Annotated in this window: 14 protein-coding genes; 5 read left to right on the top strand and 9 right to left on the bottom strand. The window is 63.0% G+C overall.

The annotated features are described in order from the left end of the window. Positions 1-108: 108 nt before the first annotated feature. The 3 genes from JQ629_RS06925 to JQ629_RS06935 form a co-directional block, all read right to left on the bottom strand. A complete protein-coding gene (locus JQ629_RS06925) occupies positions 109-1,242 on the bottom strand; it encodes a TRAP transporter substrate-binding protein (protein ID WP_212412039.1) in 1,134 nt (377 codons plus the stop codon). A 212-nt stretch (positions 1,243-1,454) separates the two neighbouring features. Then, the gene (locus tag JQ629_RS06930) at positions 1,455-2,468 is read right to left on the bottom strand and encodes an aldo/keto reductase (protein WP_212412040.1); all 1,014 of its coding nucleotides are present in this window, start codon (positions 2,466-2,468) and stop codon (positions 1,455-1,457) included. 113 nt (positions 2,469-2,581) lie between these two features. Beyond that, on the bottom strand, positions 2,582-3,010 hold the full coding sequence (locus tag JQ629_RS06935) for a PaaI family thioesterase (RefSeq protein WP_212412170.1): 429 nt from the start codon (positions 3,008-3,010) through the stop codon (positions 2,582-2,584). 79 nt (positions 3,011-3,089) lie between these two features. Here JQ629_RS06935 and JQ629_RS06940 point away from each other — a divergent pair, with 79 nt between their 5' ends. The 3 genes from JQ629_RS06940 to JQ629_RS06950 all read left to right on the top strand — a co-directional run bounded on the left by JQ629_RS06940 (position 3,090) and on the right by JQ629_RS06950 (position 6,136). Further along, complete coding sequence (locus JQ629_RS06940; protein ID WP_212412041.1) at positions 3,090-3,719, top strand: NUDIX hydrolase; 630 nt, start codon at positions 3,090-3,092, stop codon at positions 3,717-3,719. Between the two features lie 183 nt (positions 3,720-3,902). Beyond that, positions 3,903-4,877 carry a Bug family tripartite tricarboxylate transporter substrate binding protein gene (locus tag JQ629_RS06945; RefSeq protein WP_212412042.1) on the top strand — a complete coding sequence of 325 codons (975 nt, stop codon included), beginning with the start codon at positions 3,903-3,905 and terminating at the stop codon, positions 4,875-4,877. Between the two features lie 71 nt (positions 4,878-4,948). Next, positions 4,949-6,136, top strand: a complete 1,188-nt coding sequence (locus JQ629_RS06950) for a hypothetical protein (RefSeq protein ID WP_212412043.1) — start codon at positions 4,949-4,951, stop codon at positions 6,134-6,136. Between the two features lie 153 nt (positions 6,137-6,289). Here the strand turns inward: JQ629_RS06950 and JQ629_RS06955 are convergent, their stop codons facing one another. Further along, entirely contained in the window at positions 6,290-6,595 is a 306-nt protein-coding gene (locus tag JQ629_RS06955) for a hypothetical protein (RefSeq protein WP_212412044.1), read from the bottom strand. Positions 6,596-6,796: 201 nt separating this feature from the next. Between JQ629_RS06955 and JQ629_RS06960 the strand changes: the two genes are divergently transcribed. Both JQ629_RS06960 and JQ629_RS06965 read left to right on the top strand, forming a co-directional pair. Continuing rightward, positions 6,797-7,276 (top strand): hypothetical protein, encoded by a 480-nt coding sequence (locus JQ629_RS06960; protein ID WP_212265207.1) that lies wholly within the window; start codon positions 6,797-6,799, stop codon positions 7,274-7,276. Between the two features lie 12 nt (positions 7,277-7,288). Further along, positions 7,289-7,960 (top strand): GNAT family N-acetyltransferase, encoded by a 672-nt coding sequence (locus JQ629_RS06965; RefSeq protein WP_212412045.1) that lies wholly within the window; start codon positions 7,289-7,291, stop codon positions 7,958-7,960. A 44-nt stretch (positions 7,961-8,004) separates the two neighbouring features. Here the strand turns inward: JQ629_RS06965 and JQ629_RS06970 are convergent, their stop codons facing one another. The 5 genes from JQ629_RS06970 to JQ629_RS06990 all read right to left on the bottom strand — a co-directional run bounded on the left by JQ629_RS06970 (position 8,005) and on the right by JQ629_RS06990 (position 15,057). Then, positions 8,005-9,222, bottom strand: coding sequence for an EAL domain-containing response regulator (locus tag JQ629_RS06970; protein WP_212412046.1), 1,218 nt, complete (start codon positions 9,220-9,222; stop codon positions 8,005-8,007). Between the two features lie 360 nt (positions 9,223-9,582). Continuing rightward, a complete protein-coding gene (locus JQ629_RS06975) occupies positions 9,583-10,590 on the bottom strand; it encodes a Bug family tripartite tricarboxylate transporter substrate binding protein (RefSeq protein ID WP_212412047.1) in 1,008 nt (335 codons plus the stop codon). Positions 10,591-10,625: 35 nt separating this feature from the next. After that, positions 10,626-11,873: an MFS transporter gene (locus JQ629_RS06980; protein WP_212412048.1), complete on the bottom strand. Its 1,248-nt coding sequence runs from the start codon at positions 11,871-11,873 to the stop codon at positions 10,626-10,628. 126 nt (positions 11,874-11,999) lie between these two features. Beyond that, entirely contained in the window at positions 12,000-12,974 is a 975-nt protein-coding gene (locus JQ629_RS06985) for a TAXI family TRAP transporter solute-binding subunit (protein WP_212412049.1), read from the bottom strand. 43 nt (positions 12,975-13,017) lie between these two features. Continuing rightward, entirely contained in the window at positions 13,018-15,057 is a 2,040-nt protein-coding gene (locus JQ629_RS06990; RefSeq protein ID WP_212412050.1) for a TRAP transporter permease, read from the bottom strand. Positions 15,058-15,212 lie beyond the last annotated feature (155 nt).

The following is a 15,212-nucleotide window of genomic DNA, read 5'->3' on the forward strand; positions in this document are numbered from 1 at the left end:
GTCCGGCCGCGTCCACGTCGTGAATGCGCAGGCGATGGCCAGCCGACGATACAAGACCCCGCCCGGGATTGCCATCCCGGACGGGGTCTGCTGGTCGATTCTATCGCCTCAGGTCCGCTTCTTGGCGTTGGGTCCGAAGTAGTGGTTATACGCCATGCGGCGGTTCACCACCGTGTCCTGCTCCCATTGCGTCGCACGCTTGGCGAACGCCAGCTGGGACGCGACGATCTCCTTGAACAGCGGATTCTCCGCCGACTTTTTCTCGACGACCTGATCGTAAATATCGAGCTGCGCCTGCAGCACCGAGTCAGGGGTCTTGTAGAACTTGACGTTATCCTTGGTCTGCATCTCGGCGTAGTCTTTCGAATACCGGTCGATCGCCTTCCAGGCCATGTCCTGTCCGGCCGCTTCGGCGGCGTTGTCGAGGATCGCGCGGATCTTCGCCGGCAGCGCGTCGTACTTGTCCTTGTTGAACATGATCTCGAACTGCTCGGCATTCTGGTGATAGCTCTGCAGCATGCAGATCTTGGACACGTCGGGGAAACCGAGGATGCGGTCCGAGGAGGCGTTGTTGAACTCGGCGGCATCGAGCAGGCCGCGATCGAGCGCGGCGACGATTTCACCGCCGGGCAAGGCGTTGACCGCAGCGCCCATGCCGCTGAACACGTCGATCGAAATGCCGACCGTTCGGAACTTGACGCCCTTCATGTCGTCGGCCTTGGTGATCGGCTTCTTGAACCAGCCGAGCGGCTGGGTCGGCATCGGCCCATACGGGAACGAGACGACGTTGGCGCCGATCGAGGCGTACAGCTTGGCCAGAAGCTCCTTGCCGCCACCGTACTTGTGCCAGGCGAGCAGCATGTTGGCGTCCATCGCATAGCCGGGACCGGAGCCCCACAGCGCCAGCGCGTTCTGCTTGCCGTAGTGATAGACCAGCACGCCGTGGCCACCGTCGAGCGTACCCTTCGAGACCGCCTCGAGCAGGCCGAAGGCAGGCACCACGGCGCCGGCCGGCAGAACCTCGATCTTGAGGTCGCCGCCGGTCATGTCGTTGACCTTCTTGGCGTAGTCGAGCGCGTATTCGTGGAAAATGTCCTTGGCCGGCCAGGTGCTCTGGAAGCGCATGCTGGTCGCGCCTTGCGCGCTTACGACGCTGGGCGCCGCGACCGTTGCTGCAGCGCCCGCGGCGGCCACTTTCAGGAAGCGGCGGCGGCTGGTGGTGTCCTTTTTGGATGTCGTCATGGTTTCTCCCGTTTTGACGGCGATCCAACCAAGGATGCGCCCTTATTATTGGAAGGGAGACAAAGGCTTGCGCAGGTGTTTGGCAAGAATGTTCGGGAAGATGCGACGCTTCGACGCGGCAGATGGTGAACAACGTCGATGGCGGCTTCCGGATTTATTCCGAAGGCGCTGAATAAAATTTCTCAAGCGGCGATGGCGTATGCGACTTTCGTTTAAGTCGCCGTGCGCGCGCGCCGTCCCTCGATCGGATAGGCGGGATCGTTGAACCCCGGTGTCGATGGATGCCCACTCACGACCAGCCGGTCGATCAGCGCCTCGTCCTCCGCCGTGAAACGATAGTCGAGCGCTTTAAGATAATCGTCCCACTGCTGCTCGGTACGGGGACCGGCGATCACGGCGGACACGAATGACGAGTTCAGCACCCATGACACCGCGAATTGCCCGGCGGTGATGCCGCGCCCTTCGGCGTGCTCCTTGATTTGCTGCGCGAGCTGCAGCGATTCCGGCCGCCATTCGGTCTGCATCATGCGCTTGTCGTTGCGGCCGGCGCGGCTGTCCTTGTCGGGCGCGGCATCGGGCAGGTACTTGCCGGTCAGCACGCCGCGCGCCAAGGGGCTATAGGGTACGATGCCGAGGCCGTAATAGCCGCAGGCCGGGAAGTGCTCGACCTCCGGCATCCGGTTCATGGCGTTGTAATAGGGCTGGCTGACGATCGGGCGGTCGATGCCGTTGCGGTCGCAGATGTTGCAGATCTCGGCGACGCGCCAGGCGCGGTAGTTCGAAACGCCGAAATAGCGGATCTTGCCCTGCCGCATCAGGTCACCCATCGCGCGCACGGTCTCTTCGAGCGGCGTCGAATGGTCTTCCTTATGCAGATAGTAGATGTCGATATAATCGGTGCCGAGCCGCTTCAGGCTCTCTTCCGCCGCCTGCAGCACCCAGCGCCGCGACAGCCCGCCGCAATTGGGATCGTCGCCGATCTGGTTGGCGAGTTTTGTTGCGAGCACCCAGCTGTGCCTGACGTTGGCAATGGCGCGGCCGACCACTTGCTCGGACTTGCCGCCATTGTAGGCGTCCGCGCTGTCGATGAAATTGATCCCGGCCTCGCGTGCCTTCGCCACGATCCGCGACGATGTGGCCTCGTCGGTCGGCCCGCCGAACATCATGGTGCCCAGGCAGATCGGCGAAATCTTCAGGCCGCTGCGGCCGAGTTGGCGATATTGCATAGTGTGGGCTCCTCAAACTTGAGCCGTCATTCCGGGATGGTGCGAAGCACCAGACCCGGAATCTCGAGATTCCGGGTTCGATGCTTCGCATCGCCCCGGAATGACGGCGCGCATCACGTATCATTCTTCAATATCTTAAACACGCCCGACGCCATCGCGACACAGCGCTTGTCGACGGTGACTTCGGTGGTGATGAAAATCAGGCTGCGGGTGGCGCGCACCACGTGCGGTTTGGAGATCAGCACCTCGCCGATCTTGCCGGACTCGACGAAATGCGTGTCGAGCTGCACGGTCGCCAGCGTCGGCTTGCCCGAGACGTGTCGCGCGGTGATGCCGCAGGTGCGGTCGGCAAACGTCATCAGCACGCCGCCCTGCACCAGGCCGCGGCGGTTGTGGTGCTTGTCCTCGGTGATCAGCGCGAATTCAAGCTCGCCGTCGACGAGCCTTTCCCATAACGGCCCGATCAGATGCATGAAGCCGGTCGTTTCGACGATTTTCCAGCCATCGGATTTGAGCTTCTCCGTGGCGGCCCTGGTCGTCATCTGATGCATTCCGTTTCCTGCAGGCGGTCATGTCTCGACAGTCATTTCATCAAACGCGGGAGTATTGTAGTCAAGCGTCATGGCCCGTTCATTTGATGATGCCACCCGGCGAAATATCGCAGAGCTCGTTGCAGCTTTTTCGCGGGCGACGGCAGATGAGCCGGAGCCTGCGCTGAAGCGGGCCGCCGTCGTCATCGCGCTCACCGAAAGCGAGAATGGTGGCGAAACGGCGTTTCTGCTGACGCGGCGTGCCGAGGGCCTGCGCTCGCATTCGGCCCAGTGGGCGCTGCCGGGCGGACGCTGCGATCCCGGCGAGACGCAAGTCCAGTCGGCGTTGCGCGAGCTTCATGAAGAGCTCGGCCTGGAGCTCGGAGAGGGCGATGTGCTGGGCCTGCTCGACGACTATCCGACGAGGTCCGGCTATCTGATCACGCCGGTCGTGGTGTGGGTGAGCACAACGGCCGCGCCGATGCCGAACCCGGCGGAGGTGGCTTCCGTGCATCGCATCGCGCTTGATGAGATCGAGCAGCAAAACGCGTTCAGCTTCACCAGAATTCCCGAAAGCACGCGGCGCGTGATCCGCTTTCGCCTTGGCGGCCAACACATCCACGCGCCGACGGCGGCGCTGATCTATCAATTCCGTGAAGTGCTGGCGGGCCGCAACACCCGCGTGGCCGAACTGGAACAGCCGGTGTTCGCCTGGAAATAGGGCTCAACCGTCATTGCGAGCAAAGCGAAGCAATCCACCGTTCGGCAAAGCAAGATGGATTGCTTCGTCGCTTTCGCTCCTCGCAATGACGATTGGGTGGGTTGCCTGGAGCCGGGTTGCGGACAGCGATCGTTTCGGCAACCATACGACCAACAAGAACAATGATCTCAAGGGAGGTGCCGAATGCGCATCCGGAACGCTTTAGCCGTCGCCATCGTGTTGGGCTCAGCCGTAAGCCTCGACGGCGCGCATGCGCAAACCTATCCGACGCGAGCGATTACGCTGGTGATTCCGTTCGCACCGGGCGGCTCGACCTCGATCGTCGGCCGTGGCATCGCTGACAAGATGAGCGAACTGCTCGGCGAGAAGGTCGTGGTCGACAATCGTCCCGGCGCCGGCGGCACGATCGGCACCAAGGCCGTCGCCAAGAGCGATCCCGATGGCTACACGCTGGTGCTGGGCTATACCGGCACGCTGGCGATCGGGCCCTCGCTCTACAAGAGCGCCGGCTACGATCCGCGCAAGGATTTCGCGCCGATCGGCCTGATCGGCAATGCGCCGAATTCGCTGGTGGTGCATCCGTCGTTTCCGGCCAAGACCGTCGCCGAACTGATCGCCCACGCCAAGGCCAATCCCGGCAAGGTCAATTTCGGCTCGGCCGGCGCCGGCACGGTCAGTCACATCACCGGCGAATATTTCGCCCGCGCCGCCGGCATCACGCTGGTCCATATTCCCTACAAGGGAACCGGTCCGGCGCTGACCGATCTGTTGGGTGGCCATATCCCGATGGCGTTCGCGCCGATCCCGGCCTCGCACCCCAACGTCTCGGCCGGCAAACTGCGTGCCCTCGCGGTGACCAGCACGACCCGCTCCAGCCTGCTGCCCGACGTGCCGACGATGGCGGAAGCGGGCCTGGCCGGCTTCGATGCGTCGCTGTATTACGGCCTCGCGGCGCCTGCCGGCACGCCGCGGCCCATCATCGACAAGCTCAACAAGGTGCTGCGCGATGCGCTTGGCTCCGACGAGGTCAAAAGGCAATTGGCCAATGACGGCACCGAGATCACGCCGGGCACGCCGGAGGATTACGCCGAATTCATCGACAAGGACGAAAAGAAGTGGTCGCAACTGATCAAGACCAGCGGCGTCGAGCAGGAGTGAGCGGCCCAGCGTCCCGCCGTTTCGGGCACTTTGTTAACTGACTTGAGCCCGGCAATTGATACAACGGGGCCATGCGCCTGCAATTGATTCGCCTTTATTTCTGCCTTGTCGCGCTCGCGCTTCCCGCGGGCGGGCCGCCGGCTTTGGCCTTGGACGCGCTGCCGGCCTCAACGGTGGATGCGATGGCGCAGGCGGCCTCGCCGCAGGCGATCGCGGAATATCGCCGCAAGCTGAAGGAATATCAGGCCGCGCGCGCCGCGTTCGAGCAGGAAGCCGAACCCTACTGGACCGCGATTGCCGAAAAGCGGCGCGGCCGCAACGCCAAGCGGCGCGAGCGCCAGGCCATCACGCTCGATGATTATGTGCTGACGCAACCGCCACTGTACGACGGGCCGAAGCGGCCGGTGGATCCGGAGCCCGACGACAAGCCCCGCGAGCGCAAGCCCCTTCCGGTGGTCGCCGATTTCCTGCAAGCCGCCGCGGCGCATTTTCAGTTTACGCCGCAGCGGCCGGCCAGCGAGGTCGAGTTCAAGCGCGCCTATGGCCGCGTCGCATTGGCTTCCGGGCTGACGCGCGAGCAGATCGTGCGGGTCTATTCGTTCGAGACCGGCGGCAACGGCAATCACGACATGCAATCCGGATTGAGTTCCTCGCGCCCGGGCTCGCGCGCGATCTCGACGGCGGTTGGTTACAACCAGTTGCTCACCACCAACACCGTCTCGCTGCTCGCCGAACAGGGGCATGACATCGTCAAGGCGTTGACGGAAAAGGCCTCCGGCCTGTCAGGACCGGCGCGCAAGGCGATGGATCACAAACTGGCGGTATTGAAGCGGATGGTGGCGTTCACGCGCTCGGTGCCGGTGCAATGGTCGGAGCACGAGAAGCTCGCCAACACGCCGCAGGGCTGGGGGGTCCACGCCATGGTACTGGACATCGACGTCGGCCCGCTGCTGCAGACCCACAAGCTGCTGACCTCGGTGCTGTTCGCGCGCGCCAAGGGCTATACCAGACCGCTCAGCGCCGCCGAACTCGAGATGATGAACCTGACCGGCGACAGCACCGGTCTCGACATGGTGACGATGCCGCAGGCGATGCGCGAGCAGGTGCCGACCTCGAATTTCTTCCAGCGCGGTGGCTACGAGCGTAACCCGGTCGCGATCCGCCACAACACGGTGGCAAAACTGCTTGCGATCACCGACGAGCGGATGGACGTCAACAGCGGCAAGCCAGGTGCGAAGGAACTGGCGGCGGCGTTTTAGTAAAGCTTGCGATGTCGTCGTCCCGGCGAAGGCCGGGACCCATACGCCGAGTCCCATCGTTGGGCAGTGGCGTTAGATACCTTCCTTGAACTACAGGCGCCGCGGAGTATGGGTCCCGGCTCAAGGCCGGGACGACATAGGTGGGCTCAGCCCTCAATTCGAGCCGAACTTGAACTTGCCGTCGTCTTCGAGGTAGGGGCCGGTCCGCATGTAAAGCTGGCCGTTCTCTCCGACGAAGAACAGCGTGCCCTTCGGCACTTTCTTGGCGCCCTTCAGCAGTGTGCCGGCATTGCTGGTGCCCAACTTGTACGCGAGCGTCTTGCCGTCCTTGCCGTAGGCATAGCCCATGTCGGACTTCAGTTCCCAGGGCGTCGGTGCGGCGGCCTGTGCGAATGCTGACGACGTCAGCACGCTGAGCGCGGCCGCGATCAAAAAGGTTTTGGTTGAAATTCTCGTCATCGTCATCCCTCCCAGCGGCCAAATTGGCTTCCGTCCCATCTCATTGAACAAATCACGAACGTCATTATTCCGTCAATGGTGCCTTTGCCGCATCACGCCTTCTCTGTGACTTTGTGATTTCCCGCCTTCGACTTCGCGACTATGTTCCGGTTTCCGGTTACAAACGCGCTATTGCCAGAAACGTTTATAGGGATGATTCGGATGAACCTCGTCGTGAAGATCGGTTTTGGTGTTGCGCTGTCGTTCATGACGCTGGCCTCCGCGGTCCAGGCCGACGAATTCAAGCTCAGCAACAACCAGCGGATTGCCTGCAGCCGCGGCCTGAGCCCCGGCAAGCTCAACACCGCGACCTGCAGATCGTACGCGTATGTCTTCAACATCAAGACCTCGGAATATTTCCGCTGCCAGGTCACGCTGGCGCTGACGCGCGACAACAAGGAAGTCATCAACGTGCAGGCGGACGGCAACTGCGCCAAGAAGCCCCGCATCTTCGAGACCGATTCGAACTATTCGTTCGACGCCACCGAAACCGAACCGCCGAACACCAACTCGTTCTTCGGACCCGGCGGCTATGCGGTGTGGGCCAGCGACAACAATGCGCGCAAGGTGCGCGGCTGCATCATCATCTCGTCCGGCCTCGGCTCCGACATCTCGAAATGTCTCGACATGAAGTTCGATTGATGGGCGGCGGGCGTGACAGCCGCCCCCTCCGCGCCGGGCTCGCCACCACCGCCCTGGCCGTTTCCTGAACGGCTTCCGTTCGAGGGACGCGCGGTGTCCCTCGAACCGCTTCGCGTCGGACACGCGGACGAGCTCTGGCACGCCGCGCAGGGCGCCGACGCGTCCTTTGCCTATTTGCGTTACGGGCCGTTCGCGCAGCAGTGCGACTTGCTGGCGCTGGTCACCGAATTGGCCGGGCGGGCGGATCAGCCGTTCTGGGTGGTGCGGCCCAACAGCAGCGGCGTGGCTCAAGGCTGGCTATCGCTGTGCGATATCTACCCGGCCGAGGGTGCGATCGAAATCGGGGCGATCTGGTTTTCGCCGCGGCTGCAGCGAACCCGGGCCGCGACCGAAGCGATCTTTCTCCTGATGCAATATGCGATGGAGGAATTGCAGTACCAGCGGCTGGTCTGGCGCTGCAACGCGGCAAACCAGGCGTCGCTGAACGCGGCGGCGCGCTACGGTTTTATGCCGGAGGGGACATGGCGTGGCTCGGCCCTCAGCAAGGGGCGTCGCTGCGACGTGGCGTGGCACTCGATCATCGCCGCCGAATGGCCGTTGCGCCGCGCCGCCATCGCCGCGTGGCTCGCGGACGGGAATTTCGATGAACATGGCCGCGCGCGCACGCGGCTGGTTCATCCGTGAGCCAGTTCTTGATGAAGTTCGGCTGAGTCGGGCCGAACGATCCCTCACGGCTTTTGCCTGGAGGGGGATGGCAGCACGTGGGGCGAGCGGGCAAATTTCTTGACCCCGAGCGGCTTGCTGAACAGATAGCCCTGGACCAGATCGAAGCCCATGTCATGCGCGGCGAGAAAATCGGTGCGGGTTTCGACCCCCTGGGCGATAGCGCGCGCACCATGGTCCTGCGCCAGCTCGACGATGTGGCGGCATACGGTCTGCTTCAAGCGGTCATCCGCGCAGCCGGTGACAAACTGATGATCGACCTTCAGCTCGACGAATGGAAAGTTCCGGAGCCCCAGGAGCGCCGGCCATTCCGGGCCGACATTGTCGACGGCAATCGCGATATTATGCAGGCGCACCTGTCTGGCGACGTCGATCACGAGATCCAGATTGTCCATCACCTCGGCGCTGTCGATCTCGATGATCAAACCGCCGAATGCGGGATGGTCGGGCATTCCGAGACACAGGTCGCGCACCGTCTCGCGGCCCCTTAAAAACGAAACCGGCAGGTTGATCGAGAGATCAACCGGACCTTGCTGCTCCAGAAGGTAATGCCAATCCTCGATCGCGCGGCCGATCACGAACTCGGACAGCGCGCGATAATGCGGATCCTTGTCGTCCGGAATGAAATACGCCGGTGGAACGACCCCCCAGGCGGGATGTCGCATCCGCACCAGCGCCTCCGCGCCGCTCGGAACCAGGGTGCGCGCATTGATCTTTTGCTGATACCACAATTCGAGCCACCCGGCCTTCAGCGCCTCGGCCACGTCCACCGCCGGGCTCGGCGCCGGTTCGGTGGGCAGCAGTGAAGCGACGCTGGCCCGCAACGTTCCGGCGCTGAAGGGCGTCGGCAGCGAGGGCAGCATCGCGATATCGTATTCCTCGGCAATTTGCCGAACCGCCTTTACCATAATCGAGTCCGGTGGGCCGATAATGAGCACCTTGCCGCCGAAATTTTTCCGGACCAGAACTTCGAGAATTTCGCCGACTTCGGTCCCGTTGACGGACACGCCGAGCACGACGAGGTCGGGCTGTTGTGCGTCAAGCACTCCCGCCAACTCGCTTGCACAAGCGCATGCGCTGGTGATGAAGCCGAGTTCCTCGAGCGCGTCAGAGAGGAACAGTCGCAGGTGTTTCTTGGCATCGGCCACGCAGGCCCGGGGCATCACCCTTCGCAGCCCGAAGCCACCGGTGCGCGCATGCGCGTTAGCATTGATCAGATTCATTCCGTCCCCCTGCACAGATATCGACGCTAGTCGTACATCCGCGCGGCGGCGCTAATCATGGAGTTTTAGGGACGCGGTGATGAATGCGCGGGTAAGGTTAAAGCCGCCAATGAAACTAGAATTGTAACGAAAGCGGCAAGTCATCTGGCTGTAACATGGCAACTCGTGAGCCCGATGGAGACCGATCCGTGCTCGTTGCTGTCGTGGGCATGCGCTATGAACGGATGCGTGCATTTGTGCGCTGTTTCATTGCTGGACGCGCGTTAACGCCTGTGGTCGCTTGTCGGCGCGACCACAGTTTATGTTCGTGCCGAACAGAAGAAACGCTTCATCGCAGGCGGGGCGTGCGGAATGCGATCGTCACTCGGGCTTGATGCCGGCGAACTTGGCCACCTTGCCCCACTTCTCGGTTTCCGCCAGCACGTAAGCTTGCATGTCCGCGGGCGACCCGCCGGCGGGCTCGGCGCCGAGCTTGCGCAGCCGCGCGATGCCGTCGTCGGTCTTGAGAAACTTGTCGACGCTGGCGTTGAGCCTGTCGATGATCTCCTTCGACGTCTTGGCCGGCGCGCCGATGGTGAACCAGGAGGACGCCTCGTAACCGGGTACGCCGGCTTCCGCGATCGTCGGCAGATCAGGCAGACCCGGCCAGCGCTTGGCGGAGGAGACCGCCAGTGGACGGATCGAGTTGGATTCGGCGAATGGCTGCGAGGCCGGCAGATTGTCGATCGTCAGTTGCACGCGGCCGGCGATCAGGTCGGTCAGTGCGGGGGCGCTGCCCTTGTAGGGCACATGGGTCATCTCGACGCCGGTCATCGACTTGAACAATTCGGTCGAGACATGCGCGGTGCTGCCGAGACCCGGCGTGCCGTAGAACAACTCGCCCGGCTTCGATTTGGCATAGGCGATCAGCTCCGCAACCGATTTCACCGGCAGCGAATTGGTGACCGAACAAAGATTGGGTACCCGCGCGATGATGATGACCGGAGCGATATCCCTGGCCTGGTCGTAGTTCATGTTCTTGAACACGAACTGGTTGATGGCGTGGGTGCCCGGCGTTCCCACCACGAACGTGTATCCGTCGGGCTCGGCCTTCGCGACGAATTCAGCCGCGATGTTGCCGCCGGCGCCGGTCTTGTTTTCGACGATGAATTGCTGGCCGAATTCCTCGGAAACTTTTGCCGCGACCACGCGCGCCAAAATGTCGGTAGTGCCGCCGGCCGCGAACGGCACGACCAGTTTCACCGGCCGTGTCGGCCATTGATCGGCGCCCGCCCGGCGCGGCAACAGCGACATACCGCCAAAGGCAGCGGCGCCGGTCAGCACAGCGCGGCGGTTGAGGCGGTACGGATGGATAATCTTCGAAGTCATGGCGGTCCCTCCAGAATTTCGGCGGACCGTATTGGTTAATCGGCGCGACCACCACCCCCGTCGGCGTCATGCCTCGCGGTCTCCGGCATCATGGCGCAAAACCCGATCAGGCCGACAGCGGCAACGCCAGCGAGAAACAGGAATGCTGCGCTGTAGCCGGCCTTGACGATGATGAAGCCGGCGACCGCGGTGCTCAACGCGCCGCCGAGCCCCGCGGCGGTTGCGATGGCGCCCTGGCTGACGTTGAAATGTCCGGTGCCGCGCGTCAGGTCGGCGACCACGAGCGGAAACAGTGCGCCGAAGATCCCGGCGCCAACGCCGTCGAGCAACTGCACGGACACCAGCCAATACGGGTTGTCCGAGAGGGGATAGAGCGCGCCGCGTAGCGCCAGCACTGCCAGCGCGGCGGCGAAAATCGGCTTGCGTCCCCAAGTGTCGGCCTTGTGTCCGACCAGCAATGCCACCGGCACCATGACGATTTGGGCCGCGACAATGCAGACCGACATCAGCGTGGTGCCGAGGTCGCGGTTGACCAACGCCAGCTTCTGCCCGACTAACGGCAACATTGCCGCGTTCGAAAAGTGGAATGCCACCGTCGCCAGCGCGAAGATCAGGAGTGGCCTGCAGGTCAGCAGCACCTGAAACCCCGAAGGCTTGTCGTGCGCGCCCGGTCCCCGTTCCGTCTGATCGTCGAGGCCGCGCGCGACGTGATCGTCGATCGCATCGGCGGGAATGGACAATGTTGCGAGGATACTGGCCGTCGCCATCGCGGCCAGCAGCCAGAACACCACAACAGGTCCGAATGAGTAGGCCGTAATACCGGCGATGGCCGCCGCGACGGCATTGCCGGCATGATTGAAGGCTTCGTTGCGTCCGGTCCGGCGCGCAAATGCCTTCGGCCCGACGATGCCCAGCGTCACCGCGGCGACGGCCGGCGCGAAGATGGCGCCCGCGGCCGCCGCGACCGCCTGCGTTGCGGCCACCAGTTCAAACCGCTGGATCAGCGGCAGCGTGAGGCACGCCAGCGTGACGAGGATCGCGGCTGCGACCATCAGCGCACGCTTGGCCGTGCTGCGGTCGATCAGTGCGCCGGCAGGTGTCTGGGCAATGATGCCGGCGAGTGCGGCCACCGACATCACGACGCCGATCGAGGCCTCGTCCCATTTCTGTTCGGTCAGGAGGTAAATCGCAAGATAGGGGCCGAGGCCGTCCCGCACATCGGCGAGAAAGAAATTCAGCGCATCCAGCGGGCGCTCGAAGTCAAATGGGTTGGCGCGCGCCAAAGCTCACTCGCGGTTGGGCCTGCCAGCAAACTATTCTGCAGCCGTCAGGTTCCATCCGACCAAAGAAATGACCGCGGTCCTTGCAGACCGCGGTCAAACTCAATCGATCGAATGTTGGAAGCCGGCTTAGCCGCCGATGCCTTTTTCCTTGAAATACTTCAGCGCACCGGGATGGAACGGGATCGGCGAGCGGTCCTGCACCTGGTTGTCGAGCGAGAAGCTCTCGGCTTCCTTGTGCACGGCAACGATGTCGGCCTTCTTCTCCACCAGCGTCTTGACGATCGTGTAGGCGTCGTCGTTGCTCATCTTGTCGCCGGTCACGATCAGGTTCCAGACCTCGGCGATGGAATTGTCCTTGTCGTAGCCGGGATAGGAGCCCGCCTTGATCTTGCTTGAAGTGTAGAGCTTGCCGTACTTGGCATTCATCTTCTCGGCAAGATCGCCGTGGTCGACCAGCTTCATCTTCAAGCCGGGCGTGGCCGCCAGATCGGTCACGGCCGCGGTCGGAATGCCGCCGACCCAGAAGAACGCGTCGATCTTGCGGTCCTTGATGGCGTTGACGGATTCAGCGACGCCGAGCCGCTCGCGCTTCATGTCCTTGTCCTTGTCGAGACCGGCGGCTTCGATGACGCGGAACGCCATCACTTCGGTCGCGCCGCCCGGAGAACCCGTCGAGACGCGCTTGCCCTTGAGATCGGCCATGGTGTTGATGCCAGTGCCTTCGATGGTCACCACGTGCATGCGGTTCGGATAGACCACGAGCAGCGCCTGCAGCGGCAGCTTGCCGCTCTTGAACTTGTCCTGGCCCTGCAGCGCGTCGAGCGCGGCATCGGCCATGGTGAAGCCCATCTCGCTCTGCCCGGTGCCGATCAGCTTGAGATTGTCGATCGAGCCGCCGGTGACCTCGGCCGTCGCCTGCACGTTGGGAAGGCTCTTCGACAGAACGTTGGCGACGGCGCCGCCAAGCGGATAGTAGACGCCGCCGGTTCCGCCGGTACCGATCGACATCGTCTTCTGCTGGGCATGGACGATGCCCGCGAAGGCGAGTCCGGCCGCAACAGTCACAGCCAGCACGGCCACGGTCTTTTTCATTATTTTCATCTCAATTACTCCCTTGACCCTATCCTTGACGTTATTCTTGGACTTAAGTTGTAAGCGCCGGTCGTTTCGGCGCCCGCGTTCTCGACTGCCACAGCAACACGCCGAAGCCGATGATCAGCCCGGGCACGTAAGTGTAGCTGATATCGCGGCCGATCATCCATTCGACGATCGCCTCGATCAAACTCGGAAATACCAGCAGCAATCCGGATAGCAGAAGCAGGCCGCCCTCGACCCGCGTATTTTGTCGCAGCGCCCAGTTCTGGGCAACTGAGGCCAGCGCCAGCAGTCCCAGGGTCGTCTTGATCGTGATTTCGAGGATGTCGAGCCATGATCCGCCCTTGGGGATTGCGAGCAGCAATCCGACGCCCTGCGGATCGAGCACGAACACGAACGGCACCAGGAACGCCGGCAAGGTGTATTTCCAGGACTGCAGCGTGGTCTTGTAGGGATCGCCGCCGGTGATGGCGGCGGCCGCAAACGGCGACAGCGCGGTCGGCGGCGATACCTCCGACAGCACGGCGTAATAGAAGATGAACATGTGCGCGGCGTAATCGGGCACGCCGAGTTTGATCAGCGCCGGTGCGGCGATCACCGCGCAGATGATGTAGGAGGCGGTCACCGGCACCGCGAGGCCGATGATCCACACGATCAGCGAGGTGTAGATCGCCGTCAGCAGCAGGCTGCCGCCGGCATAGCTGATCACGATCGCTGAGAATTTGAGACCGAGACCGGTCAGCGTCACGATGCCGACCACGATGCCGGCGCAGGCGCAGGTGGTCGCCGCATTCAGCGCGCCGGTCGAGCCTTCCGCCAACGCCTTTACCAGTTTGCTCGGCACCAGCGCGGTTTCCTTGCGCAGGAAGCTCAGCGCGAAGGTCACGACGATGGCATAAAACACCGACAGCGACGGCGAATAGCCGATCACCATGAACACGACCACGGCGAGCAGCGAGATGAAATGAAAGCCGTAGCGCCGGGTCATCTGCCCGAGCGACATCTCCGGCGTGAAGTTGACTTCCTTGGCGCCGAATTTTTTCGCGTCCAGTTCGACCATGAACAGCAGCGACATGTAATAAAGACAGGTCGGGATCGTCGCCATCCAGATCACGTCGAGATAGCTGATCTTGAGAAACTCGGCGATCAGGAAGGCCGCGGCGCCGAGCACCGGCGGCGACAGGATGGCGCCGAGGCCGCCGGCCGCCAGCAAGCCGCCGGCGGCGTTTTTCTCAAAGCCGGCCTTGGCCAGCATCGGGGAGGCCACGGTGCCGATCATCACTGTCGTGGCGACGCCGGATCCGGAGGGGCCGCCGAGCAGGAACGAGGACAGCACGACGGTTCTGCCGGCGCTGTTCGCCTTGCCGCCCATCAGTGCCAGCGAGAAATCGATGAAGAACTTGCCGGCACCGGATTGCGCCAGGAACGCGCCATAGATCGTGAACAGGATGATCAGGGTCGCCGACACGTCGACCGCGACACCGAAAATACCTTCCAGGGTGATGAAGAGATGACCGACCAGCCGGGGCAGATCGTAGCCGCGATGGGTCCATGGCGCCGGCAGATGCGGTCCAAGCATCGCATAGGCGATGAACAATACGGCCACGACGGGCATGATCAGCCCGGTGGTGCGCCGCGTCGCTTCCAGCACGAGCACGATGAAGACGACGCCGACGATGACGTCCCAGCGGTCGGGCGAGGTGGCGCGGTCGGTAAAGTCCTCGCCGCCCCACAGCGCATAGACGATGGTCGCGACCGCAAAGATGCCCGGCACCACGTCCCACCAGCGCACCCGGTTGCGAAACCGCGTCGCCAGCGGAAACAGCAGGAAGCTCAGCACCAGCGTGAAGGCGACGTGGGTGTAGCGCAGTTCCTGGGTCGGAACGATTGCGTAGGCCGCATAGAGGTGGAACAGGCTCATCACCACCGCAATGGTGGTCGAGATCCGTCCCGCCCATCCCATCAGGCGGTTGGCCGCGCCTTCCTCGGCCTCGATGAACAATTCAGCCTTATGCAGCGCTTCGTCGGAAACGGCGACGACGTCGTCATTGGGCAACGAATTGCCTGGTGGTTGACCCTGTGCGGCCATGCTTCCCCCGGAGCGCTCTTTCACTTCCCGGCTGGATCGCCGGGCCTTCAATGGCGGCGCATTCATGCCGGTTTGGGCAGGCGTGGCAAGGGCTTAAATCGAGAGACTTTGGGATGGTTACATCCATGCGAGGGTTGCATCGGCCGCCACGCGCT

The sequence above is a fragment of the Bradyrhizobium sp. AUGA SZCCT0222 genome (assembly GCF_018130205.1).
In the GTDB taxonomy this organism is placed as follows: domain Bacteria; phylum Pseudomonadota; class Alphaproteobacteria; order Rhizobiales; family Xanthobacteraceae; genus Bradyrhizobium.

Coding starts and splice junctions, on each gene's coding strand:
- JQ629_RS06925 (WP_212412039.1), bottom strand. CDS start 1,242: ATGACGACATCCAAAAAGGACACCACCAGCCGCCGCCGCTTCCTGAAA.
- JQ629_RS06930 (WP_212412040.1), bottom strand. CDS start 2,468: ATGCAATATCGCCAACTCGGCCGCAGCGGCCTGAAGATTTCGCCGATC.
- JQ629_RS06935 (WP_212412170.1), bottom strand. CDS start 3,010: ATGACGACCAGGGCCGCCACGGAGAAGCTCAAATCCGATGGCTGGAAA.
- JQ629_RS06940 (WP_212412041.1), top strand. CDS start 3,090: ATGGCCCGTTCATTTGATGATGCCACCCGGCGAAATATCGCAGAGCTC.
- JQ629_RS06945 (WP_212412042.1), top strand. CDS start 3,903: ATGCGCATCCGGAACGCTTTAGCCGTCGCCATCGTGTTGGGCTCAGCC.
- JQ629_RS06950 (WP_212412043.1), top strand. CDS start 4,949: ATGCGCCTGCAATTGATTCGCCTTTATTTCTGCCTTGTCGCGCTCGCG.
- JQ629_RS06955 (WP_212412044.1), bottom strand. CDS start 6,595: ATGACGAGAATTTCAACCAAAACCTTTTTGATCGCGGCCGCGCTCAGC.
- JQ629_RS06960 (WP_212265207.1), top strand. CDS start 6,797: ATGAACCTCGTCGTGAAGATCGGTTTTGGTGTTGCGCTGTCGTTCATG.
- JQ629_RS06970 (WP_212412046.1), bottom strand. CDS start 9,222: ATGAATCTGATCAATGCTAACGCGCATGCGCGCACCGGTGGCTTCGGG.
- JQ629_RS06975 (WP_212412047.1), bottom strand. CDS start 10,590: ATGACTTCGAAGATTATCCATCCGTACCGCCTCAACCGCCGCGCTGTG.
- JQ629_RS06985 (WP_212412049.1), bottom strand. CDS start 12,974: ATGAAAATAATGAAAAAGACCGTGGCCGTGCTGGCTGTGACTGTTGCG.
- JQ629_RS06990 (WP_212412050.1), bottom strand. CDS start 15,057: ATGGCCGCACAGGGTCAACCACCAGGCAATTCGTTGCCCAATGACGAC.